Source organism: Bacillus sp. MD-5, from assembly GCF_002201875.1.
GTDB classification, from domain to species: domain Bacteria; phylum Bacillota; class Bacilli; order Bacillales; family Bacillaceae; genus Bacillus; species Bacillus stercoris.
The window spans coordinates 3,438,130-3,463,409 of record NZ_CP021911.1; the positions used below are offsets into that span (position 1 = coordinate 3,438,130).

At 41.2% G+C, this 25,280-nt stretch carries 21 protein-coding genes; 11 read left to right on the forward strand and 10 right to left on the reverse strand.

From position 1 onward, the window contains the following. Positions 1-6: 6 nt before the first annotated feature. Both tagE and tagD read right to left on the reverse strand, forming a co-directional pair. Complete coding sequence (tagE, locus tag CDO84_RS17380) at positions 7-2,025, reverse strand: poly(glycerol-phosphate) alpha-glucosyltransferase (RefSeq protein WP_040081636.1); 2,019 nt, start codon at positions 2,023-2,025, stop codon at positions 7-9. Between the two features lie 160 nt (positions 2,026-2,185). Further along, positions 2,186-2,575, reverse strand: a complete 390-nt coding sequence (gene tagD, locus CDO84_RS17385; protein ID WP_003227921.1) for a glycerol-3-phosphate cytidylyltransferase — start codon at positions 2,573-2,575, stop codon at positions 2,186-2,188. A gap of 400 nt (positions 2,576-2,975) precedes the next feature. On the opposite strand from tagD, the gene tagA reads away from it, so the two are divergent. From tagA to CDO84_RS17400, 3 genes are all read left to right on the forward strand, one after another. Next, on the forward strand, positions 2,976-3,746 hold the full coding sequence (gene tagA / locus CDO84_RS17390) for an N-acetylglucosaminyldiphosphoundecaprenol N-acetyl-beta-D- mannosaminyltransferase (RefSeq protein WP_040081634.1): 771 nt from the start codon (positions 2,976-2,978) through the stop codon (positions 3,744-3,746). 33 nt (positions 3,747-3,779) lie between these two features. After that, positions 3,780-4,925, forward strand: a complete 1,146-nt coding sequence (locus CDO84_RS17395) for a CDP-glycerol--glycerophosphate glycerophosphotransferase (protein ID WP_040081633.1) — start codon at positions 3,780-3,782, stop codon at positions 4,923-4,925. Between the two features lie 119 nt (positions 4,926-5,044). Further along, positions 5,045-6,373: a phage baseplate protein gene (locus tag CDO84_RS17400; RefSeq protein WP_040081632.1), complete on the forward strand. Its 1,329-nt coding sequence runs from the start codon at positions 5,045-5,047 to the stop codon at positions 6,371-6,373. A 58-nt stretch (positions 6,374-6,431) separates the two neighbouring features. Here the strand turns inward: CDO84_RS17400 and lytD are convergent, their stop codons facing one another. Then, positions 6,432-9,077 (reverse strand): beta-N-acetylglucosaminidase LytD, encoded by a 2,646-nt coding sequence (gene lytD, locus CDO84_RS17405; RefSeq protein ID WP_040081631.1) that lies wholly within the window; start codon positions 9,075-9,077, stop codon positions 6,432-6,434. 129 nt (positions 9,078-9,206) lie between these two features. Beyond that, on the reverse strand, positions 9,207-10,157 hold the full coding sequence (manA, locus tag CDO84_RS17410) for a mannose-6-phosphate isomerase, class I (protein ID WP_040081630.1): 951 nt from the start codon (positions 10,155-10,157) through the stop codon (positions 9,207-9,209). Positions 10,158-10,421: 264 nt separating this feature from the next. Between manA and gerBA the strand changes: the two genes are divergently transcribed. Genes gerBA through CDO84_RS17425 form a run of 3 tightly spaced genes read left to right on the forward strand, consistent with a single transcriptional unit; the run spans position 10,422 to position 14,106 of the window. Continuing rightward, the gene (gene gerBA / locus CDO84_RS17415) at positions 10,422-11,873 is read left to right on the forward strand and encodes a spore germination protein GerBA (protein ID WP_040081628.1); all 1,452 of its coding nucleotides are present in this window, start codon (positions 10,422-10,424) and stop codon (positions 11,871-11,873) included. 5 nt (positions 11,874-11,878) lie between these two features. Then, positions 11,879-12,985, forward strand: a complete 1,107-nt coding sequence (gene gerBB / locus CDO84_RS17420; protein WP_040081627.1) for a spore germination protein GerBB — start codon at positions 11,879-11,881, stop codon at positions 12,983-12,985. After that, on the forward strand, positions 12,982-14,106 hold the full coding sequence (locus tag CDO84_RS17425) for a spore germination protein GerBC (protein ID WP_040081625.1): 1,125 nt from the start codon (positions 12,982-12,984) through the stop codon (positions 14,104-14,106). The genes gerBB and CDO84_RS17425 overlap by 4 nt, the downstream gene beginning before the upstream one ends. A 36-nt stretch (positions 14,107-14,142) precedes the next feature. Here CDO84_RS17425 and CDO84_RS17430 read toward each other — a convergent pair whose 3' ends face one another. Continuing rightward, complete coding sequence (locus CDO84_RS17430) at positions 14,143-15,516, reverse strand: sugar porter family MFS transporter (protein WP_040081624.1); 1,374 nt, start codon at positions 15,514-15,516, stop codon at positions 14,143-14,145. 332 nt (positions 15,517-15,848) lie between these two features. On the opposite strand from CDO84_RS17430, the gene tagT reads away from it, so the two are divergent. Together tagT and ywtE are read left to right on the forward strand one after the other, a co-directional pair. After that, on the forward strand, positions 15,849-16,817 hold the full coding sequence (tagT, locus tag CDO84_RS17435) for a polyisoprenyl-teichoic acid--peptidoglycan teichoic acid transferase TagT (RefSeq protein WP_014665604.1): 969 nt from the start codon (positions 15,849-15,851) through the stop codon (positions 16,815-16,817). A 156-nt stretch (positions 16,818-16,973) separates the two neighbouring features. After that, on the forward strand, positions 16,974-17,834 hold the full coding sequence (gene ywtE / locus CDO84_RS17440) for a 5-amino-6-(5-phospho-D-ribitylamino)uracil phosphatase YwtE (protein WP_040081623.1): 861 nt from the start codon (positions 16,974-16,976) through the stop codon (positions 17,832-17,834). Positions 17,835-17,867: 33 nt separating this feature from the next. Here ywtE and pgdS read toward each other — a convergent pair whose 3' ends face one another. From pgdS to pgsB, 5 genes are all read right to left on the reverse strand, one after another. Next, positions 17,868-19,109, reverse strand: a complete 1,242-nt coding sequence (gene pgdS / locus CDO84_RS17445; RefSeq protein ID WP_040082502.1) for a gamma-DL-glutamyl hydrolase — start codon at positions 19,107-19,109, stop codon at positions 17,868-17,870. A 140-nt stretch (positions 19,110-19,249) separates the two neighbouring features. Next, positions 19,250-19,417: an extrachromosomal elements maintenance protein EdmS gene (edmS, locus tag CDO84_RS17450; RefSeq protein ID WP_014665607.1), complete on the reverse strand. Its 168-nt coding sequence runs from the start codon at positions 19,415-19,417 to the stop codon at positions 19,250-19,252. A 14-nt stretch (positions 19,418-19,431) separates the two neighbouring features. Next, positions 19,432-20,574, reverse strand: a complete 1,143-nt coding sequence (pgsA, locus tag CDO84_RS17455) for a capsular polyglutamate synthetase PgsA (protein ID WP_040081622.1) — start codon at positions 20,572-20,574, stop codon at positions 19,432-19,434. A gap of 18 nt (positions 20,575-20,592) precedes the next feature. Further along, positions 20,593-21,042: a poly-gamma-glutamate biosynthesis protein PgsC gene (gene pgsC, locus CDO84_RS17460; RefSeq protein WP_003227889.1), complete on the reverse strand. Its 450-nt coding sequence runs from the start codon at positions 21,040-21,042 to the stop codon at positions 20,593-20,595. A gap of 14 nt (positions 21,043-21,056) precedes the next feature. Next, a complete protein-coding gene (pgsB, locus tag CDO84_RS17465; RefSeq protein WP_003227883.1) occupies positions 21,057-22,238 on the reverse strand; it encodes a poly-gamma-glutamate synthase PgsB in 1,182 nt (393 codons plus the stop codon). A gap of 783 nt (positions 22,239-23,021) precedes the next feature. On the opposite strand from pgsB, the gene CDO84_RS17470 reads away from it, so the two are divergent. Genes CDO84_RS17470 through rbsD form a run of 3 tightly spaced genes read left to right on the forward strand, consistent with a single transcriptional unit; the run spans position 23,022 to position 25,277 of the window. Continuing rightward, positions 23,022-24,011 (forward strand): LacI family DNA-binding transcriptional regulator, encoded by a 990-nt coding sequence (locus CDO84_RS17470; RefSeq protein ID WP_040081621.1) that lies wholly within the window; start codon positions 23,022-23,024, stop codon positions 24,009-24,011. After that, positions 24,004-24,885 carry a ribokinase gene (gene rbsK, locus CDO84_RS17475; RefSeq protein WP_040081619.1) on the forward strand — a complete coding sequence of 294 codons (882 nt, stop codon included), beginning with the start codon at positions 24,004-24,006 and terminating at the stop codon, positions 24,883-24,885. Before CDO84_RS17470 ends, rbsK begins: the two co-directional genes overlap by 8 nt. Beyond that, entirely contained in the window at positions 24,882-25,277 is a 396-nt protein-coding gene (gene rbsD, locus CDO84_RS17480; protein ID WP_040081617.1) for a D-ribose pyranase, read from the forward strand. Before rbsK ends, rbsD begins: the two co-directional genes overlap by 4 nt. Positions 25,278-25,280 lie beyond the last annotated feature (3 nt).

Consider the following 25,280-nt stretch of genomic DNA (forward strand, 5'->3'; position numbering starts at 1 on the left):
AAAATATTAACTCTCTTTTATTTCTGTGACCCTCCAAGAGAAATTGCCTTTTACTGTTGTATAGGACTCTACTCTATAGCCATTCGTGTCTATACTGTTTCCTGACAACTCTGTTTCTTCACTCGAAAGTCTTCGCATTGTTTTAATATGGTTATTTGCATTGAAAAGAATATAAAAATCAATGACTTTGGTTTTATTAGCCGCTATCTTTTCGATATCCACATCTTTTTCCAGATCAATTGCAAACAGTTGATCATTTTGTAAGTTTGTTGAAATAATTTCGGCCTTATTCTTTCTGTCCAAGCCCACTAAACTTATTTTTTTAATATCATCATGATCAAAGTTCTCAATGTCAATTTCTATTTTAGTTTTATCAAAATCCTCAGTATAGGAACTAATAGAAGGATCTTTTTTTCCAACCTTTTTAGAGAACTTCTCTCTCTCTACACGCACTTCAATCATCTGATTAAGAGCGAAAGCCCAATTTTCAATATAGTTGGGTCTTGAATATTTTTCAGCCATTTTAAAGGCTTGTTCTGAAAATTTCTGATGAGTACTTTCGTCTTTCATCAAAGAAATAATAGCTTGACCCAATTTCTCTATATTATACTGTTCAATGACATACCCATTTACTCCGTCAGTCACTAAACTCCTTGCTCCATAATCATAATCGTATGTTACAACTGGACACCCATTGCTCAGTGCCTCCATATTTGATAGACCGAATCCTTCAAAGTGAGAGGTTGAAATGGTTAGCCAAGCTTTTTGAAACTCTGCGTCAGGGTTATCTGTATAGCCTTTCAAAAAGACATTATTCTGCAGTTTAGTATCTTCAATCTCTTTTTTTATTTTTTCGAAATCTTCACCCGATCCAAATATATCTAGTTTTGCTTCAGGAATTTCTTTCACGACTAGACTAAATGCTTTTACTGCATGTATCAGATTCTTCATAGATGCAAGTCTTGAAATAATTACAGCTTTGTATTTTTCACTCGGCACATTCAATACAGCGGGATCAAGGGGCTTATCAATTGTATGCGGAGTAAAGAAAAACGTCTCTTGTTCCCCTGAGATCAATTTAAAATCTTCTAGCTGTTCCTCAGTTATAAAAAAGATAGCGTCTAAATTATACATCTGGCTAAATACTTCTTTATAGCGGCCTTTAATTTGATATTTATTGTTGCCGTAATGCTTGTTATGAATAATTGCTCCATAATAGGAAGAAGGTGATTTTTTCACTTTAAACACATGTTTGTCTTGCGGTCTGCTGTCCACTAAAAACAACTTAGGTTTATCATTTTCTTTTTGCAGATATTCTATCCAATATTGACGCAGTTCCGATTCATCTTTTACTTTTATCTCACCTTCAAGGGAGTACCATATAATATGAGATAATTGAACATCTTTTTCTTCATTGTTCCATACATAGAGTTTGTCTAAATATACTTGATTTTTGTCATTAATATATTCCTGCAGATACATCTTGTTTAGCTGCACATCATAATGAGTAACGAGAACTAAGTTTCCGTTCTTGGTATATTCCTCTCTCTTTATAAGCTGGTTTTTATCGTTCCAATAGTCGACATAACGGATAGTCTCTCCATCTCCATAATAGGATACAGAAATTTCATTACTATTCTTACCAAGTAATCTTGACACGGCTTTCGCAAACTTCCCCATGCCGGCTTGCTTTTTCACCTGGTCAAGGCCTATCCTTTCGTCATATGATCTTTTCTCATTTGTTCTTTTACTTAAAAAATCATCGAATAGATTAATAACTTTTGTGAATTTTTCATCAATCTTACCGTTGCTGTACAATTCATCAATCTTTGAAGACAACTCTAAATCAAAACGAAACGTTAAGAAAAAGGTGCTTTGGTTACACTCTTCTCCGAATAATTTAGAACGCAATAATAATGATTTCGTCAGACCGCCATAATTACTTGGCAGTCCGCCAGAGATAAAATAATAATCCATGTCAGGAATTTTTTTTATATTAGATTCACTCACCGCATGTAATGACAATTTATTACTCCCTTTCGGCATCTAGAATAAATGATCATTGAAATTTATATCTACCCGGACACTTTAGCCACAAAAACCAATGCAAGCATCAAAAAGTACTTCTTATTTCAATAAGAAGTACTTTAATTAGATATTGAACCAATGATATCAGGATCCTAAATTATAAACCAGCAATTTCCTCTTTGATCTTTGTTGTAGAGATGCCTTCAGTTCTTGGGAGGTAAACAACCTCACACTGATCCTTGAGAAAGTCAAATTTACCTTCCCAGTCATCCCCCATAACAAAAACATCAATATTATGATCAATAATATCTTGCTTTTTTTGTTCCCAGTTTTTCTCAGGGATTACTTCATCCACATATCGAATGGTTTCTAAAATTAATTTACGGTGCTCATAGCTGTGATAAGCTTTTTTTTGCTTTTGTAAATTGAATTCATCCGTTGAAATAGCAACAACTAAATAATCACCAAGCTGCTTTGCACGCTCAAGCAATTTAATGTGACCCCAATGCAATAAATCAAAAGTTCCATATGTGATAACTTTTTTCATTTAAAGAAACTCTCCTTCCTAATGTTAAACACTATTAAAAACACTACTGACGTTAGCGATTAAATTCTAAAAAACCTGTTTGTGTTCCTTATATCGACATATTTCTCGTATGTCTTCACTGATCATTAATTATAGCATACCGCCTAAAAAAGGTTAAGTACTCACAAGGAGAAAAACATTCCAAAATATGTAATTACATTCAGACCCCATTAGCACCAAGGACTGTTGTTCATTCGTTCATTCAATTGTAAAATTGGAAACATATTTAAATTTAATGTAAAGATAATGTTAATCCTTTGTTGAAGATTTGTGTTAAAATATAAGATAGCTTGATTTTGCTTTCAGAAACTCTCGGTTTTTAACTATATAAATAGAATCTTAAAGGAAGGAGGAGCCAGACATGCAAACAGAGACTATTCACAATATTCCTTATGTTAACAGTAACTTAACATCATTTATCAATTACTTAGAGAAACATTATATTGATCAAAAGATCGGTGCTGTCATTTCCACAGTCAACCCTGAAATTGCATTTGCAGCTAGTAAAGATCGGGACTACTTTGATGTACTATCTTCTTCAAACTTCATCTTGCCTGATGGGATCGGTGTAGTCATGATGTCACGTTTGACTAACAACAGGCTTCAGTCCCGAATTGCAGGTTACGATGTTTTTAAAGAGCTTCTTGGCATTGCTGACAAAAAGAAAAAACGTATATTTCTGTACGGTGCGAAGAAAGATGTTATCAAAGGTGTTGTATCCAAAATTTCTTCCGAATACCCTAACATTAAAATCGCAGGTTATTCAGACGGTTATGTTCAAGATCGCACCCTAGTGGCAAAACAAATCGCCAAAGCAAATCCTGACATGGTATTCGTAGCTTTAGGGTATCCTCATCAAGAGAAATTCATTCATAACTACAGACATTTGTTCCCTAAAGCCGTATCTATCGGTCTAGGAGGAAGCTTTGATGTATTTAGCGGTAATGTCAAACGCGCTCCTTCCTGGATGATACGTTTAAATTTAGAATGGTTCTACCGTTTAATCTTGAATCCATGGCGATGGAAAAGAATGCTAAGCATCCCTAAGTATGCTTTAACAGTTTTAAAAGAAGAAAAAAACAAAAAAACTTTCTATCCAAAGCCTGAAAAAGATCATACAAAACAGATATAAAACGAAAACTTTTTTATAAATGGATTGATAAAAATGAAAATAAGATCATTACTGGCGAATTGCTACTTGTATTTTTTATCGGCAATCGCCTTTTTTCTGCAATGGGTGAAACCCGAAGGCAAAGTGACCCTCCTGATCTCATTCCAAGCAAACGCAAAAGCGATTCTGGAGGAATATGAACAAGGACAATACTCATATAAACTTAATATCCTGTATACCCAACAGGCCTCGTCTATTGCCGAGAGCTTCCCTAATGTAGATGCGTATTTATTACAAGAAAAAAACCCTTTCCATCTCATTAAAGCTGTATACCTAATGTTTAACAGTAAAGTAGTTATAACAGATAATTACTTTCTATTAACAAGTGTGTTAAATAAGCGGAAGCAAACAAAATGCATTCAGGTATGGCACGCAAATGGCTCACTCAAAAAATTTGGTTTAGAAGACATTACAAATCTGCAACGGACAAAAGCTGATATTAAAAGATTCAAAAAAGTATATAATTCGTATGATTATTTAACTGTTGGATCTGAAGAAATGGCAGATATCTTTAAGAAATCTTTCGGTGTAAAAGATCATCAAATTTTAAAAATAGGTATGCCTTTAACAGATCCTTATTACAAAGAAAACAAGAAGAATAATTCGGCTACTCTAAACAAACAAAGAAAGAAGATAATCCTATATGCACCGACGTTTAGGGACTATGATATGCAATCAATTCAATTGCCCTTTACAGAAAAACAATTAATTCATCAGTTAAAAGAAGAATATGTTTTATTTGTTAAGTTGCATCCCGCCATTCAAAACAATATAACTATTAAATATTCTAGTGATTATATTAAAGATGTTTCTAATTATGCCTTGTTTGATCTGCTCGTGGCTGCAGACATATTAATTACTGACTATTCTTCCATTCCATTTGAATTTTCGATTTTAAATAAACCCATTCTTTTTTATACTTATGATTTAAAACTTTATCAAGAGAAGCGGGGATTGGTTGATCATTATCTTTCCTTAATACCTGGAAAGGCCTGCTGTGACAGGGAAACATTAATAAATGAAATACAAACACCATTTAATTATTCCAAAATAAAAAATTTTTCCGATAGATGGAATAAGTATTCTAAAGGAAACTCAAGTGGAAACTTATTGCTGTTCGTCGAAAATTTAATGAGCTAAATCCTGACACTTGTTCAACACAGAACAAGTGTTCTTTTTTCTCTTGACTAGCGAACGTATGTTTGGTTTAATGTATTTAGTTGCTTATGGCAGCAAATAATTATAGAGGTGGTAAATTCATGAGAAAAAAAGAACTGTTTGATTTCACCAACATCACACCAAAATTATTTACTGAACTTCGTGTAGCAGACAAAACCGTACTTCAATCATTCAATTTTGATGAGAAAAACCACCAAATTTATACAACCCAAGTCGCAAGCGGATTAGGAAAAGACAATACCCAAAGCTATCGCATAACTCGTCTATCTCTTGAAGGATTACAATTAGACAGCATGCTGTTGAAACATGGAGGTCATGGTACAAATATAGGAATTGAAAACCGTAATGGCACCATTTATATTTGGTCACTATACGATAAACCAAACGAAACAGATAAAAGTGAATTAGTTTGTTTTCCATATAAAGCAGGCGCGACTTTAGATGAAAATTCTAAAGAACTTCAGCGATTCTCGAATATGCCTTTCGATCATAGGGTTACACCTGCTCTTGATATGAAGAATAGACAGTTGGCAATTAGACAATACGATACAAAAAATAATAATAATAAACAGTGGGTGACAATCTTTAATCTGGACGATGCAATAGCAAATAAAAACAATCCTCTTTATACTATTAACATTCCTGACGAACTTCATTATTTACAAGGTTTCTTTTTAGATGACGGTTATTTATATTGGTATACAGGAGATACAAACAGCAAAAGCTATCCGAATCTCATAACTGTATTTGATTCCGATAATAAAATAGTGCTGCAAAAAGAAATTACTGTTGGCAAAGACTTGTCCACTAGATATGAGAATAACTTCCGTGAACCGGAAGGGATCTGTATGTACACCAATCCTGAAACCGGGGCAAAATCATTAATGGTAGGAATTACAAGTGGAAAAGAAGGAAATCGTATAAGCAGAATTTATGCGTATCATTCTTATGAAAACTTTATGAATCATGTGCCTATGCTTCGGTCCCCTTTATTAAAAACGGTGGGGCACCAAGATACACCTCCTGAAAGATTTCAACCATTTATTCAAACCTTCATTTTAGAATATAATGCTCAAAACAAAAAATGGATGGTTCCGACTTCAGGTTATTTACCATCTTACACATCAAATTTAGTCCGAAATATTACTATCAATGCAGATGGAAACTTGCAAGTCACATTAAATGAACGCTATATTAGTTTACTGCATCAATCGATAGAAGGAGATTTCCGATTAAAACAAAAGGATATCCGAATGGGGTCCTGGTATTTTGCCGGCGGAGAAAAATCAAATGTACTTGAAATAGGTTTTATGAAAGGGAGTACAAAAATTAGACCTGATGATGCAGCCATCTCAAATGCTTCAAGAATGAGTACTTTTATGATTGTTGCGGACAAGATTGAGGTGTGATGAACAAATAGGCTGTAGCTATTAAATAGCTACAGCCTATTTGCAACTTTCTTAGTTTTTATTGATATTCCGGAACATCAAAGTAAAGTGTGTAACCGTCCAGCAATGAGTACAGGCTGTACATGCGGTTTACTTGTTTGTACGCCCAGCCGATGTCTGTTGCGTATTGGTGTGTCGCTGTAGCTGACCATCTCATTTTGTACAGTGTGTCCTGATTGTATGCTGTGTTGTGAATATACGATGAGCCTATGAATTTGGCTCCGCCGATAATGGCCGCTTCTGGTGTGAACCAGCCTTGCTCGTACGCGTATTTAGCGCCGTAGTAATTTGGGTTGCTGTCGTAAGCGCCAATTCCGTACATGTTATATACGGTTTTTCCGTTATAGGTTAACCCATTGGCTAAATCAGATGTTCCATTGCCTGTTTCAAGGAGAGCGTGTGAGATTAAGTACAGCTCGTTGATGCCGTATTTATTGGCGGCATCGATAAATGCTTTTGCTTTCCCTGTCAGGATGCCTTTACCCGCAAGCACTTTCTGATTGACTTCAGTAGCGTTTAGTCCGGCCGTCTGTGACAGCTTGAGAAATTGGAAGTAGTATTTGCTGTCTCTGGAAAAGTTATTCGGGTCCACGTATTGAACCACTTCATCACTGCTTGCGTTTCGCCAGCCTAAATTAATTTTGGCCCAGCCGTTTGTCTGGCCGATGATTTTTACCTTATCGCCTTTTTTAAATTGCCCGATCACGTTCGTCGGGCTGACTTCCGGCGTTGACCGGATATTTAGTGCATCAGCCGTAACGGTTGATGTTGCTGTATTAATGTACGTGAGCGATACGTAAGCCGCCCCGTCTGTTTGCGGACTTACTGTCATTTGTTTTTGGACCATATCACGAAGCGAGAGATTGTAATTTGTTTTCATGATTTGCGGGCCGTTTTTGACTTTCACGATAGATGATGCCCATCCGTATAATTGTTTTAGCTTCGATGATGCCGCAGCAGCTGTATCATTGCCTGTGAACTGTTCGTTTACGCTGATTTTATAAAGCGTATTGCTTTTCGTTGTGTAGCTCGGAGTTAAACCTTGCGATTTAAGATAGGTTAACCCATTGTTCAATGCAGTTTTGCTGCTGAGCTGGGCTGTCACGATTTTGTATTGTGTATATGCCGTTTCACTTGTTTTTGCCGTTGTGCCGGAGGTATTGTTTTGTTTAAAAAATGCTAAAACGCGGTCAATGTCTTCTTGGCTGATGATGGCTTCAGTTGTGATTCGATAGCTGCTTGCTGCCGACTGGCCGGTTTTCTGGCTTGCTGCTGATATATGATTCGACTTGTTGAAAAACGTGAGTGCCTGATTGACTTTCGTTTGATCAAGCAGAGATTCAGTTGTGATCTTGAATGTGTCAGCTATTTGTTTTTTGACTGATTTCGCAGAAGCACTCAGCTGATTTTTCTTTAATAAGTTCAATCCCTTTGTGACTTTTGATTGGTCTGATGTTTCTTCTGAGATGAGCTGATATTGATTTTCTGCTGTAGTTCCAGCTGTTGTTTTTGTGGCTTTTACTTTTTTCTGAGCAAAGAAGGCTGCTGCTTTGTTTGCTTGCTGCTCGCCTAACATTTTTGCTGTCGTGATTTGGTAAGCCGCAGACGTTGTTGTTTTTTTGACGCTGGATGACGTATAATGCCATTTTTTCTTTTTAAAGAAAGTATCTACTTTTTGGAGCTGCTGTTTTGTTATCCCCTTCATATTCACGGTATATGATGTGCTTTTTCCAACCTGTTGGTAACTGCCTGATAAGCCGGTGTTTTTCTTGATCTGGCTGATGGCGTCCTTTACTGTATTCAGGCCTTTGAAATAAGCTGATTGGACATTGTATGACTCAACGGTTGTTTTTTGATTGATTGACTTGTAGCTGCCTGTGATGCCAGTGCTTTGTTTCAGCTGCTGCAATAGAGTTTTGGCATTCGCTTCACCTGAAATGGCGGCAGTTGTAAACGTATAATAGGCTTGTCCTTTCACCGTTTCCTTTAATGATGCCTGCAGCCCCGATTCCTTTTGAAAGGCGCTTTTGATCTGCGCTGCTCTGCTGTCTCCGACGATTGTGCCTGACTGGATGGTTGTGACAGACACCGAGTGTGTGATGGGCTGATACGAGCTTTTAATCCCCGTTTGCTTAGCCAGGCTCTGGATAAGCGCCTTGACTTTTGTCTCATCAGCAATGTCTGATGTCATGACATTCATATAGGGCTGAGGTGCTCCGTACGCTTTTACAGCGCCAGCTACTCCCGTCTCCTGCTTCAGCTTTGCCAGGATTGTGTTGGCCTGTTTTTCTCCGGAAATGGCACCTGACGAGATGGTGACATATGGCTGTTTGCTTCCGACAGGACTTGACTTTCCGGTAATCGATGTCTGTTTGGTGAGTCCGCTCAGTATTGCTTTCGCTTCTGAGTCGCTATGAATGCCTGAGGCGGAAATTTGGTAGGTCGTTGTTGTGCCTGAAGCCTGATAGGATGCATCCCAGCCAGTATCTTTTTCCAGTTTGGCGACAGCTTGTGAGGCTTGGCTTTCTGTACTGAACGTATTCGACGGCTCTACCTTATATATGGAGTAGTCGGTATACGCGGCGGCCTGGGCGGAACCAGACATGGCAAAAAAGGCAAGGGACGCGGCGGATAGAAGCATAGGTGCGATTAATCTCTTTTTCATTCCTTCTCCTCTTTCTTCTTCTATGAGTATATAAAACTAGTTTATTTATCGGCACGCGCATGCTTCATTTATAGGTGAATCACTTCCATTTTCTAATAAAAAAAACTTAATCTCGAAGTGAGATTAAGTTTAAATATGAGATACGATAAGCGTACAAGTTCCTTTCATCGTAAAATCGGGCATTTGAGCCGGCAAAATAAAGTGATCGCCTTTTTTGAGCGGACATGTTTCGCCCTCATACATCAGCAAACCGCTTCCTTCTGTCACGCTGCAAATCAGAAAGGATTCATCCTGAGCCATTTCAGCTTCGCCATTGATGTCCCATTTATATACCGAAAAATATTCCCCTTGAACAAACGTTTTAATGGTTATTCCTTTTCTTGATTCGGTCGATTCATCTATATACCCATCCACATGGGGAACTGTGGCGGCATTGACCGCTTTGGCAAAATGAAGCTCTCTCGGATTCCCGTTGCTATCAAGACGGTCATAATCGTACACCCGGTATGTGGCATCTGAATTTTGCTGAGTCTCTAAAACTAGTGCCCCCTTGCACAATGCGTGCAGCGTTCCGCTTGGCACATAATAAAAATCACCCGGTTTAATTTTGATCCTTCGCAGCAGGCCCTCCCAGTCACCACTGTTGATCATTGTGACAAGTTCGGTTTTTGAGCGGGCCGTATGACCGTAAATGATTTCCGCGTTTTCCTTACAGTCGATAATGTACCAGCATTCCGTCTTGCCGAGTTCTCCCTCTTCGTATTCTCCGGCATAGTAATCATCAGGGTGAACTTTAATTGACGTATCTTCCTTCACATCCAGCAGCTTTGTCAGAAGCGGAAACCGATCCCCCTCTACGCCGCCGAATAGTTCACGGTGCTCTTCCCAAAGCTCGATCAATGTCTTTCCTTTATACGGGCCATTCGCAACAGTGCTCGGTCCTTTTGGATGAGCGGAAATGGCCCAGCATTCCCCCGTTGATTCTGAAGGAATACCGTATCCAAATCTATCTCGTAAAGCGGTTCCGCCCCAGATTTTTTCTTTACACACAGGCGTTAGAAAAATTGGTGATTGCGTCATGATCCGTACCCCTCCCCTGTAAATAACTGATCATCATTTTCCCGGTGCGCCCCTCTTACAAACGCCCGTATAAGCTGCTTTTTTCAGATGTCAACATATGTACAAAGCATCATCTTTTCATGACCCCTTCAAAGAAAACGCTTCCTTTCTATTATATCACGTTGAAAAGAAGCTTTGTTTCAGCCTTTTCCTCGATAAGAATAATTCTCCTTTTTTGATACAAATTAATAAAAACCGTCAATCTGTTTATGAAGGAGAGAAACTATGCAAATCGACTCTGATCTCCAGAACAATTTAGACACACTGAAAAAAACATTGGGACAAAACGACGATATGATGTTTTATACATTTGCTTTCGGAGATAGCAGACGGAAGGCGTGTTTACTGTATATTGACGGTCTGACAGAGAATAAAATGCTGGCGCAATATGTCATTTCTCCTTTACAAAAAGAGGCTTTAGCCCATAAGGAATGCTCGATTGAAGACTTATCTGCCTTTTTTTTCGGCTTTCATCATAGCGTTGTTTCAACAATGAAAGAAATAGAGCAGCTCGTTTTTACAGGGCAAGCCATTTTGCTAGCTGATGGCTATCGCGGAGGATTAGCTTTTGACACAAAGTCAGTTAAAACACGCAGTCTTGAAGAACCCTCCTCCGAAGTTGTGGAACGCGGTCCTAAAGTAGGGTTTATTGAAAACCTGCGGACAAACACGGCGCTTTTGCGGGAAAGGACGAGTGATCCTAACCTTATCATCAAGGAAATGACACTCGGAAAAAGGACGAAAAAGAAAGTCGCTGTCGCTTATATTCAGGATATCGCCCCAGATTATGTCACCAAGGAAGTGTTTAAAAGGCTGAAATCAGTCAATATAGATGATTTGCCAGAATCGGGGACGCTTGAACAGCTGATTGAAGATGAACCATTTTCAATTTTCCCTACGATTTTAAGCACAGAACGGCCAGATCGTGTAGAGGCTGCACTGTTAGAAGGACGAGTGTCCATATTAGTGGATGGTACGCCGTTTGCTTTGATTGTGCCGGCTACGGTTGACGAATTTATTCATTCTCCCGATGATTACAGTCAGCGCTGGCTTCCAATGTCAGTTGTACGCCTTCTTCGTTATTCCAGCGTTCTGATCACCATTTATTTGCCCGGCCTGTATATATCTCTCGTTTCTTTTCACACCGGGCTATTGCCGACTAGAATGGCCATTTCCATTGCAGGCAGCAGGCTAAACGTACCGTTCCCGCCTTTTGTAGAGGCCTTTATCATGATCTTTACGATCGAATTGATTCGAGAAGCCGGATTAAGGCTTCCTAAACCGATTGGACAGACGATTGGCCTTATCGGCGGCGTTGTCATTGGGCAGGCAGCTGTTCAGGCGCAAATCGTCAGTGCCCTTATGGTCATTGTCGTTTCTGTCACTGCACTGGCATCCTTTACTGTTCCTTCATACGCTTATAACTTTCCGCTGCGGCTGATACGCATAGCTGCAATGATCAGCGCAGCAGTACTTGGCATGTATGGCGTCATTATGGTCTTTCTGTTTGTAATCGGTCACTTAATGCGCCTGAAAAGCTTTGGCGAGGATTACATTATCCCGATCATGGCGCAGCCTGGACAGGATTTGAAAGACACGGTCATCCGTATTCCTACGATGTTTTTAAAAAGAAGACCGACACGAAACGATCCCGAAGATAACATCAGACAAAGGTGATGGCTATGAGGAAATCAGAGCATAAACTGACATTTATGCAGACGCTCATTATGATCAGCAGCACATTGATCGGTGCCGGGGTGCTGACCCTTCCCCGCTCAGCCGCCGAAACCGACAGTCCGAGCGGATGGCTAATGATACTGATCCAGGGCGTTATTTTTATTATCATCGTTCTGCTTTTTTTGCCTTTTCTTCAAAAAAACAGCGAAAAAACCCTTTTTAAGCTCAACAGCATTGTAGCTGGAAAATTCATCGGCCTTCTATTAAATTTGTATATCTGTCTTTATTTCATTGGGATTGTCGGCTATCAAGCACGGATTTTAGGGGAGGTTGTCGGTTTCTTTTTGTTGAAAAATACGCCAATGGCAGTTGTGGTGTTTATATTTCTTGCAGTTGCCATCTATCATGTGGGCGGAGGCGTTTATTCCATTGGAAAGGTATACGCTTATATTTTTCCCATTACCCTTATTATTTTTATGATGCTTCTAATGTTCAGCTTTCGCTTGTTCCAGCTTGATTTTATCCGGCCGGTTTTTGAAGGAGGCTATCAAAGCTTTTTCTCTTTATTCCCAAAAACACTATTATATTTCTCAGGATTTGAAATCATTTTTTACCTGGTCCCTTTTATGAGAGATCCGAAGCAAGTGAAAAAGGCTGTTGCTCTGGGCATCGCGATTTCCACAGTGTTCTACAGCATTACTTTGCTCATTGTGATTGGCTGTATGACTGTGGCTGAGGCAAAAACGGTGACATGGCCAACCATTTCCCTTATTCACGCATTAGAGGTTCCGGGTATTTTTATTGAACGATTTGATTTGTTCTTACAGCTGACTTGGACAGCCCAGCAATTTGCCTGTATGCTCGGATCGTTCAAAGGCGCCCATATCGGGTTAACGGAAATCTTTCATCTGAAAAATAAAAATAATGCATGGCTGCTGACTGCAATGCTGGCTGCGACGTTTTTCATAACGATGTATCCTAAGGACTTGAATGACGTGTTTTATTACGGGACACTTCTTGGATATGCTTTCTTAATTGTGATTACAATTCCATTCTTCGTCTGGTTTTTAAGCTGGATACAGAAAAAATTAGGGAGGGGTCAGCTGCAATGAAAACAGCCACAAAGCTCGCAGTCATGTTTTTTATGCTGCTGGCCCTCTGCGGGTGCTGGGATGTCAAAAATATCGAGAAACTATCCTTTGCCAGAGGGCTGGCAATCGATGAGACAGATGATCACCAGTACAAACTGACGTATCAAAACCTGCTTCCCCAAAGCGAAGACAGCCAATCATCCGGAAAACCCGAATTCGTTAATGTGACGTCCCACGGGAAGACGATCCTGGAAGCAGTCAGTGATGTAGCCATCAAGGACCCTCCTGTTTACAGCGATCATTTAAAAGTGATTCTTCTGGGAGAAAAACTGATGAGGAATCAAAATGTTGACCAAGTCTTCAACCACTTTATCCGGGATGATGAGCTGCGGCGAAGCAGCTATTTGATGGCGGCCAGAGGGAAGGCGGCTGATATCTTTACAAAAGGAAAAACCAATCAGCAGCAGCCAATGCCTTCAGAAAAACTGATTGATTTGACAACTCACAGCGGGTATAACGGTAAGATTATGATACCGCTGCGCATCGGAAGAGCTTCTGTCTACTCTCAGAACGGGTACAGTTATCTTATTCAAGCCGTGAAAAACGAAAAGGGAAAAGCCAAGTATGACGGAGCAGGCATTATCAAAAGAGGCAGCAATAAACTCGTTGGATTTCTTTCAGCTGATGAAACCCAGACACTGACATGGGTCATGGGGACGATCCAAGGCGGTGTCATGCCGACGACAGATAAAGGGCATCCGATTACGTTTGAAATCAAAAAGTCGAAAACGAAAATTAAACCAGTCATTAAAAACGGAAAGCCTGTCTTTCAGATTACTGTTAAAACGAAAGGCATCCTGACAGAAGACCAAAACCCGAATGAAAATTCCTTCAGCAAAAGATATTTGCACAGGCTGGAAAAGATTTTTGAGAAAAAGCTTGAACGAGATGTAAAGCAGGTGATGGAAAAACTGCAGCACGAGTATAAAACCGACCCAGTCTTTTTCTCAGACCATATAAGGATTCAATATCCTGACTACTGGAATAAAGTAAAAGGGCATTGGGATGAAATATTTACTGAAGCTGATTTTAGGTACAATATTTCTTTTAAAATCATTAACTTTGGCTCGGTTGGAAAATGAGCAATCAAAAAGGTGCGCGTGATCGCGCACCTTTTTTTATGTTCCGACCGTTTGCTGTTTTCCGGCCTGTCCTCCTTGTCCGTTTTTGTCCCGTAAATCCTGCTCAATTTCTTCAAGGCTTTTTCCCTTTGTCTCTGTCACTTTAAATCGGACAAATAAGAAGGCCATGATACCGATTGCGGCATAAATCAGGAATAAATAACTGATTCCGATCGCTTCCATTAACATTGGATAGGTTAGTGAAACAATGAGTGTCCCAACGTGCAGCATTAAGGTCGAAACACCCGTCCCGATTCCTCTGACGTGAAGCGGGAACAATTCAGGAAGCATCACCCAGACAACCGGCCCCCAGCTGACCGCAAAGACAACGATAAACACACCTAAACAAATGACGGTCGTCCATGAGGCAGCCGGAGTGTCACCGAAAAAGAGATTTACTAAAGCGAGAACGATCAAGCTGATCACCATCCCCGCATTCCCGAATAGCAATAACGGCTTTCTTCCGATCTTGTCGATGACTTTAATCGCTACTAATGTCATGAGAACATTGACTGTGCCGATTCCGACCGTTCCTAAAATTGAAGCGGAGTTTCCGAACCCGACGTTTGTAAAGGTTTTTGGCGCATAGTAGATGATCGTATTCGTTCCGATAAATTGCTGCAAAAATGCCAATCCCAAACCGGCAATCAGGGCTGGGCGCACCCATGGATCGAACAGCTCCTTCAGGCCGCCTTCATCCTGCTTTTCCGCTTCTTTTATATCATGTATTTCCTGATCAATATCTGTTGTGCCACGCAACTTTTCAAGAATTTTCTTCGCTTTGTTTTCTTCGCCATTCGTGAACAGCCACCGCGGGCTCTCCGGCATAAACAAAATGCCAATGAGCAGGAGCAGTGACGGTACAGCAGCCAATCCAAGCATCCAGCGCCACGCTTCAGCATCGGCAAATATGTAATTGACAATATAAGAAAGAAGGATGCCGACCGTGATCATCAGCTGATTCAGTGATGACAGCGCCCCGCGCTTATGCTTTGGCGCCAGTTCAGATAAATAAAGCGGCACGATTGTTGTCGATGTTCCGACTGCAAGTCCCAAAATGATGCGAAACAGCACCATGACTCCCGTATTTGGGGCCAGTGCCACACCAAGACCGCCTATACAAAACAACAGCGCGGCCGCCATAATTGCTTTTTTTCTTCCGAAACGGTCAGTCAGCTTGCCGGCCGCTCCCGAGCCTAGTATCGCCCCAACCAGTAAGGAGCTGACAACAAGCCCTTCTGTAAACGCATTCAATCCTAATTCCTTTTTCATAAATAAAATAGCTCCGGAAATCACTCCGGTATCATAGCCATATAACGCGCCACCAAGAGCTCCGAAAAAATAAAGCCATATATTTGACTGCTTTTTCATAAAAATGACTCCCTTTCTCCATCAGCTGCAATGAGATAGTCTGTGGGATTTTTTTAGAAATCTTTTAGCCTCTTTTTCCGGTCATTAAACCTTTTAATTTTGTAGATCATGAGTCTTCCAATCATTTACTTGGATTTTTTTCAATGTCACCGAAACATTTTACCTGTTCCAGCGTCCAATATAAGGTGATTCAGCACATCATCGTTATCAATTTTCAAAAACAAGAAATTATAAATATAGGAATATTTATCGGAAAATGTCTTTCGAGGAGTTGCCCCATGGCAAAATGAATGGTACGCTTCAAATATTAAAGAAACGTGAGGTATTGATATATGGAAGAACGATCACAGCGCAGAAAGAAAAAGAGAAAACTGAGAAAATGGGTGAAAGTCGTTGTCGGTTTAATGGCTTTCTTAGTCATTGCGGCAGGCTCTGTCGGCGCCTATGCTTTTGTAAAGCTGAACAATGCTTCTAAAGAAGCGCACGTCAGCCTAGCACGCGGAGAACAATCAGTAAAACGGATTAAAGAATTTGATCCTGGTAAGGATTCTTTTTCTGTATTGCTCTTAGGGATTGATGCCAGAGAGAAAAACGGCGAGACCGTCGATCAGGCAAGAAGTGACGCGAATGTGCTGGTTACATTTAATCGGAAAGAAAAAACAGCTAAAATGCTGAGCATCCCGCGTGACGCCTATGTCAACATCCCCGGCCACGGGTATGATAAATTCACACATGCTCACGCCTACGGCGGCGTTGATCTGACTGTGAAAACAGTTGAAGAGATGCTGGATATTCCCGTGGATTATGTCGTAGAAAGCAATTTCACGGCTTTTGAAGACGTCGTAAACGAGTTAAATGGCGTCAAAGTAACAGTAAAAAGCGATAAGGTCATTCAGCAAATCAAAAAAGATACAAAAGGTAAAGTCGTTCTTCAAAAAGGAACACATACGCTTGATGGGGAAGAAGCGCTCGCTTACGTAAGAACACGTAAAGCGGACAGTGACCTTTTACGCGGGCAAAGACAAATGGAAGTGCTGAGCGCTATTATAGATAAATCAAAATCATTGAGCTCAATACCAGCTTATGATGATATTGTCGATACGATGGGGCAAAACTTGAAAATGAACTTATCTCTTAAAGATGCCATCGGCCTGTTCCCGTTCATCACTTCATTGAAATCAGTTGAGTCTATTCAGCTGACGGGTTATGATTACGAACCTGCCGGCGTTTATTATTTCAAATTGGATCAGCAAAAGCTGCAGGAAGTGAAAAAAGAGCTACAAAATGATTTAGGTGTATAATGAACGGGATGGCGATTACGCCATCCCGTTTTACATATTTCCTTGTTGAAAATTTTCAAAGTAACGTTTAGCCTTGGTTTATATGGATTATGTTTCGCAGACAAGCTGAACATACTACACGAAGCAGCTTCATTTTTAAGGAGGTTCCCCCTACATATGAAATGTATTGCGATTGATTTAGATGGAACATTGTTAAATAAAGAAAGCGTCATTTCTGCGGAAAACAGAGCGGCGATCAAGCGGGCCGTCGATGTCGGCATCCTCGTCACCATTTGCACGGGAAGAGCAACATTTGATGTAAAAGCGCTGTTGGATGACTTGGACATCCCTATTATTGCGGCTAATGGCGGCACGATCCACGACACGGGTTACCGTTTGATCAGCCGGACATTAATGGATCAGGAAGCCGGCAAAGCGATTGCTGATTACTTACTGTCAAAAAACATTTACTTTGAGGTATATACAGATGACCATCTGCTTTCTCCTTTTGACGGCGAAGCTAAGCTGCACGCGGAGCTAGACATTCTAAAGAGCGCAAATCCAAACGAACAGACAGATGAATTGTGGCAAGGGGCCATGACTCAATTCAAGCAGTTTGGCATTAAACCAATCCCTCATATCGAATCTGTTTTTGAGGGCGGTGAAAACATTTATAAGCTTCTTTGCTTCTCCTTTGATATGGACAAGCTGAAACAAGCGAAGGAAGAGCTGAAGCATCATAAAAAACTGGCGCAAACCTCTTCCGGAAAACATATTATTGAAATCCTGCCGGCCTCTTCAGGAAAAGGACGCGCGTTAACAAAGCTGGCTGACATATACGGAATTGAAACACAGGATATCTATGCGATCGGCGACAGTCCGAACGATTTGTCCATGTTTGAAGTCGCCGGACACCGTATCGCCATGGAAAATGCGATTGATGAATTAAAAGAAAAAAGCACCTTTGTCACAAAAAGCAATGACGAAAATGGTGTGGCCTACTTTATAGATCAGCTTCTTTCAGGGCAATATGCATAAAGAAAAGACTCCAGAGATTCTGGAGTCTTTTTTTTATTGCACCCGTATACTTCCTGCGTATTTATCCTTCCAATACGTGCTCGTGTTCATATTGGTGATGGTCACGCCGTTTGATAATGTGACATGAACAACTTGTCCGTTTCCGATATAGATGGCGGGATTTAAGCTTGTTGATTGGAAGAACACAATGTCTCCCGGCTTCAGGTCCGCCTTCTCAATCTTAGTGCCGGCTGTGTACTGGCTTGTTGCGTATCGAGGCAGGGAAATACCGGCTGCTTTCTGGTATACATACTGGACAAATCCAGCTGTATCAAATCCTGTCTCTGGAGACACTCCGCCCTGTTTGTAAGGCACTTCTCCGACATAAAGCGTAGCTTCGGATACAATCGGATTTTCTTTCGGGATTGTCAGGTTGTCAAATCGGCGAATGCCCGTCATTTTCGATTTCCAGTAATCCTCTGATAAATAGGAAATGGTTACTTTTTCTGATCGGCTTGCCTGAATAAACCTGCCCCCGCCCGCATAAATGCCTGCATGCGAAATTCCTGTTTTATACGTATTGCTGAAATAGACGACATCACCTGGCTTTATATTCTGAGTGGCTACCTTCTCGCCCACTGCCCACTGCTGTTCGGCTGATCGCGGCAGATAAATGCCGAGTGCCTGTTGAAACACATATTGCACAAGCCCCGAGCAATCAAAGCCCTCTGACGGTGTGCTGCCGCCAAACACATATGGAATGCCGATATATTTTTCAGCCTCCTGAACGACAGGAACATCAGCCGTTGCCGGATCGGCAGCGATTCGTCTCGCCCCGATATAAGACCCGCTCCAATAGCTGCTTTTTTTGTAATTGGTGATGATAACCCCTTTTGACTGTGTACTGTGAATCATTTGGCCGTCTCCGATATAGAGAGCGTTGTGTGTCGGAACAGTGCCGCTGCTTCCCTCTTTCTTGAAAAACAAAATATCACCCGGCTTCAGGTCTTCCGGTTTTACAGCTGTTCCGATTTTATACTGGTCGTTTACAGATCTCGGCAGATGAATATCAGCCTTACTGAAAACATATTGTATTAATCCTGAAGGGTCGAAGCCCTCTTTCGGCGATTCACCGCCGTATTTATACTGATAACCAAGCAGGCTTTTTGCTTCGCTGATGATCAATTCAGATGATGTATCAGCCTCCGCAATCTCCGCTTTTGTCATAATGGGAACCAAAAAACAAATGATAACCGCCACAAGCAAAAACTTCTTCCAGTTTGCTAGTGAGTTCACTTTTCGTATCTCCTCCTCTTTTTGCAGTTTTAACATCGGTATTTTTTTGAATATGTTAAGCAACATTTTGAAATTTTTACAGAATGAATATGCTGGGTAAATAAAAAGAGAGTGTCTCATCAGACACTCTCTTTTTTGAATTATTTATTGGTGCTTGCCGTTTCTTCCTGCTGTTGGATTTTATGCATCTCTGTATCAATCTTCTGTTTTTCCTGATCTGTCAGCTGATCATTGAATTTAAAAGCTGACATAAACATGAACACGATGGCTACGGCAACAAACGGCCAGATGGCTTTGACAAATTTCATCTTTATCACTCCGATTATTTAGATTTTAGTTTGTCACTATGATCAACATCAAACGTCAGTTTTCCGTCTTCTACTTTCCAAGCGAAATTAGAGTCTTTCGTCAGTTCGCGAATAATTGTTTTCTGTTTAAGGCTGTCTTTTTTCACAGGTGCAGGTGTCGCTTCATGGATATCGATCGGTGTCACTTCAAAGCGGCCTGTTCCATTTTTCTTCAGGTGATACTGAACAAGTGCACTGTCTCTCGTTCTCGTCCAGCCCTGGTCAAAGACAAAGTTTCCGAGACTGTAGAAAATAACGGTTCCGTTATATACTTCAATCGGTTCTAAGACGTGCGGGTGATGGCCGACGATGATGTCAGCTCCCGCATCGGACATGGCTCTTGCAAGCTGGCGCTGGCGGTCGTTTGGATCATTGTCATACTCTTGGCCCCAGTGTGACTGCACAACCACGATGTCCGCATATTTTTTCGCTTCTGAAATCATAGGGATGAAGATTTCAGGATCTGCGGGAAGCACGCCAGGTGTATTCTTTTTAGCTGCGAAGCCTTTCCCGGACACATCGGTAAAGCCAAGCGTCGCAATCGTTATCCCATTGACTTTCTGGTACGAAATTTTCTTTTTCGCATCACTTAAGCTGTACCCCGCTCCAACGATATCAAGGTTTTGCTTCGCAAATTCTCCAAGTGTATCTTTCATCCCCTGAACGCCGTAATCCATGGCGTGGTTGTTTGCGCTGTTGAGAACCGTGAAATTCATATCCTTCAATACTTTCACCGATTCTTTATTCGTCTGCAGATGAATCTCTTTATCTGCTTGTTTATAATTCTTTTGATAGGTTACCGGGTTTTCAAAGTTTCCTGCTACATAATCCGAGGATTTAAAGATCGGTTCAACATATTGAAAAATACTGTCTGCCCCTTTTTGCTCCGTTACTTTTTCAACATAGCGGCCCATCATAATATCGCCGACAAATGAGGCGGAGAGTACGTCGTCAGAATACGTTTTGACCTTCGGTGTTTCTGCTTGTCCCGCCCACATGAAAGCGAACATGAGGACAAAAACGATCGGAATGGCAATAAATACGTGCTTATTGGTTTTCTTTTTTTGCTGTTTTGTCAGCTTTAGCAGCTTTTCATGAAAGCTCAGTTCTTTTTTCATCGTTTGACACACCTTACATTAAATTAAGTAGTAAACAAACATGATAGCAAAGGTCGCTCCGCTCAATAGCAGCGTGCTTCCGAACGTAATCGTTAAACCTTGTTTCTGAATGGTATTGGCAATTAAACCTGGCACGATGATGCCGATTCCTCGAAATTCTGCGATTTCAAATGGTACAATCGGGTATAGAAAATCAAATGCGATTTTCAGTACGATCCCTGTTATCAGCATGGCAGCGAATTTTCTGCGTCCGTACAAAATCATAAATTTGGATAAACCGTATTTCACAATGACATACGTGAGCAAGCTCACTAGCAAAACAAGTAAAATAAAGACCGGCTGATTAAACACAAGTCCTAAATATCCCGGTACAACCAGTCCTGCCGGCACGATCCCTGTTTTTTCCGCGAAAATTAAACTGAGTAGTACACCTAAAATGAGTGCGATGTATAAATCTGATCCGAACATGTCTGCATTTCCCCCTAGCTTACGAGCTGCTTAACCTTGTATTCGTGGATTTTTTCAATTAAAGGCTCTGCGGCACCATGAATATTGCCGACGCCATATATGACACGATTGTGCATTCTTTTCTTTAATAATTCCATAATTTCATCTGTTGACTTATACTCTAGATCATGCAGTTTGTCTGCAGGAATTTTGCCTTCTTCATAGGCTTTTACGATCGGTTCTGTTGTTTCACCGATTAAGATCAGTTCACTTGCTTCAATATAAGGCAATACGTCATTTGCGAATTGCTGTGTCCGATCGACACGGTCTGCGCGGCAGTTCATGATGATGATCGGATCATCGGTCGGGTAACCGATTTCTTTTACACGTTTCCATATATTCAAAGTAGAAGAAGCGTCGTTTGCGGCAAACCCATTAACAAAGTGCCCAGGCTCGCTCGGACTGATCAACGGAAGAATTCTCATTGCTCCCGGATCTGGCGGCGCATTCAGCATTCCCTTAAATGCTGTTTCTTCATCAATGCCGAGTGCTTGAGCCACACCCAAGGCCAGAGAAGCGTTATCAGGGAATACCATGTATTCAAATTTACGTAAATATTCATCTGTAATTTTTGAGTTATCAGCAATGATGACTTTTGTGTTTCGTTCTTTTGCTTTTTGTTTAAAGAACTCGGTATATTCACTATCTGTAATGACAAGATGGCCATTATAAGGAATAGTAGCGGTAAACGCTTCCGCAATTTCATCCAGCGTCGGCCCCATGACATCCATATGATCCTCTAAAACGTTAACAATGACGCCGATATTGGCCTGCAGAAGTTCTTCCTGAAAGATGATTTGATAATCCGGGTTAACAGCCATGCACTCACTGACAATCGCGTTAGCCCCTCTTTCTACAGTTTCTCTCATGACTTCTTTTTGCTCTCCGATATTCGGCCCCTGTGGTTTCCGTTTAATCGGCTTTTCCTCCGGTGTGTCCCAGTAAATCATTCTTGCATCTGTACCTGTTGTTTTTCCAACAGTCTTGTAACCGGCTTCTATTAATATTCCGGTTGTCAGCCTTGTCACAGTCGATTTTCCTCGGATGCCGTTAATATTCACCCGAACAGGGAGGGCATCAATGTTTTTCTGATGTCGTCGTTTTTCTAATATTCCGATGACCAGTATGACAGCACAGGCTATAATGAGTAACCACATTGCTTTTCGACATCTCCTTCTATATTGTTGTAAATTCATTCATCAGTATATAGAATCACTATGAATTCTCAATCGGCATTATGTAACATAATCTCCCCTCATCGACTAAGCCAAAATTCTCTTTTGAAAGAGATTTTATACCTACAAACTGTTTTCTATTTTTGGTAAACAGCAGGACTTATACCTTATCTCTTTTTTTAAAAATCAAAAGGAATGCGCTTTCATTTTTCTTCTGATATCCTTCTGTACGTATAGTCACAGCCTGCTGTTTAAATTTAATATGCATTTCAAATCAATCTTTTTTTCAGCCTGTATTATCAAACTTCTCCCGCTCTCATGCATGTTTCCGGTTCTTATGAACACAAAATAGTTTGATCCTGTTTCTTAAGGATAAGGTCATAATGTCATCCTTTCTGCATGGAATAAGCAATATGAGGCCCATTCCAAAATGACTAAGGAGTTCCAAGATGAAAACGCTAAATTTACGAGTCCGAATTCTCTAACATAATTAAACATTTTCTGGGCTGATAGTCTTTCCTGTTTCTTTTCATTTACAGGTCTAAACGCATGACATTGAAACAATTTTAATAAAACTTAATATTTGTTCAAGAAATCTTCATCCATATTTGTGAAGACTTTGTCAAAAAAAGAGTGAAAACCTTAAATTTTTCAATTATATATACAATTTACAAATAGATTTCTTTTGATATTTTTATTGCCAACTTCGGATCACCCATGATAATCTATCTATGTAAACGGTTACATAAACGAGGAGGAGCTGTTTTGGCTACAATTAAAGATGTCGCCGGAGCGGCGGGCGTTTCAGTTGCGACGGTTTCCCGCGTCCTGAATGATAACGGCTATGTACACGAAGAAACGCGAACCCGTGTCATAGCGGCGATGGAGAAGCTGAACTATTACCCGAATGAAGTCGCCAGATCTTTATATAAAAGAGAATCCCGGCTGATCGGACTTTTGCTCCCGGATATCACAAACCCTTTCTTCCCCCAGCTTGCCCGCGGTGCGGAGGATGAATTGAACCAGGAGGGCTATCGCCTTATATTCGGCAACAGTGACGAGGAATTGAAAAAAGAACTTGAGTACCTTCAAACATTTAAGCAAAACCATGTTGCAGGCATTATTGCCGCAACGAATTACCCGGATCTTGAGGAATACAGCGGCATGAACTATCCGGTCGTTTTTCTGGACAGAACTCTTGAAGGGGCCCCTTCTGTGTCCAGTGATGGCTTTACAGGAGGAAAGTTAGCCGCCGAAGCTATCATTCACGGAAAAAGCCGGCGCATTACGCTCTTGAGAGGCCCCGCTCACCTGCCGACCGCTCAAGACCGCTTTAACGGCGCTTTGGAAATTTTACAGCAGGCTGAAGTTGATTTTCAGGTGATTGAAACTGCTTCATTTTCTATTAAAGATGCACAATCAATGGCGAAGAAGCTGTTTGCTGCTTATCCAGCGACAGACGGTGTGATTGCGAGTAACGATATTCAAGCCGCTGCAGTTTTACATGAAGCATTGCGGCGCGGAAAAAAAGTGCCGGAGGACATTCAAATTATCGGCTATGATGACATTCCGCAAAGCGAGCTGCTGTTCCCGCCACTGTCTACAATTAAACAGCCATCATATGATATGGGGAAAGAAGCAGCCAGACTGCTTTTGCGTATCATCAAAAAACAGCCGCTGGCAGAAACGGCCATTCAAATGCCTGTCACCTATATAGGAAGAAAGACGACAAGAAAGGAAGATGATGATGCGTAATATTTGTGTGATTGGAAGTTGTTCTATGGATTTAGTGGTCACCTCGGACAAACGCCCAAAAGCCGGTGAAACGGTTCTTGGCACGTCGTTTCAAACTGTGCCGGGCGGCAAAGGAGCAAATCAGGCGGTTGCCGCAGCAAGACTTGGGGCTCAAGTATTTATGGTCGGGAAGGTTGGAGACGATCATTATGGAACAGCTATTTTGAATAACTTAAAAGCAAACGGTGTTTGCATTGACTATATGGAACCGGTTACACACAAAGAAAGCGGAACCGCCCACATTGTGCTTGCTGAAGGTGATAACAGCATTGTCGTTGTCAAAGGTGCGAACGATGACATCACTCCAGCGTATGCGATACATGCGCTTGAACAGATTGAAAAGGTCGATATGGTCCTGATTCAGCAGGAAATCCCAGAGGAAACGGTTGATGAGGTGTGCAAATACTGCCATTCCCACGATATCCCGATCATGCTAAACCCGGCACCGGCCCGCCCGCTGAAGCAGGAAACAATTGATCACGCCACCTATCTCACGCCGAATGAACACGAGGCTTCGCTCTTATTCCCTGAGCTTACCATTTCTGAAGCCCTGGCGCTTTATCCGGCAAAACTCTTTATTACAGAAGGAAAACAAGGCGTCCGCTATTCAGCTGGCAGCAAAGAGGTGCTCATCCCGTCCTTCCCTGTTGAGCCCGTGGATACAACCGGAGCCGGTGATACGTTTAATGCAGCGTTTGCCGTGGCTCTGGCTGAAGGAAAAGACATTGAAGCTGCATTGCGGTTTGCCAATCGTGCCGCTTCCCTTTCTGTCTGTTCCTTCGGTGCCCAAGGCGGCATGCCGACAAGAAATGAAGTAGAGGAGCTGCTGTCATGAAAAAACACGGTATACTAAACAGCCATCTTGCCAAGCTTTTAGCTGACCTTGGCCACACTGATAAAGTTGTCATTGCAGATGCCGGATTGCCGGTCCCTGACGGCGTTTTGAAAATTGATCTTTCATTAAAGCCGGGTCTCCCGGCTTTCCAAGATACAGCGGCAGTGCTCGCTGACGATATGGTCGTCGAAAAAGTCATTGCCGCAGCTGAAATAAAAACATCTAATCAAGAGAATGCGAGATTTCTAGAAAATCTTTTCTCTAAACAAAAGATTGAATACCTTTCGCACGAGGAGTTTAAGCTGCTGACAAAAGAAGCAAAAGCCATCATTAGAACGGGTGAATTCACACCATATGCCAACTGCATCCTGCAGGCGGGTGTGCTTTTCTAGAAA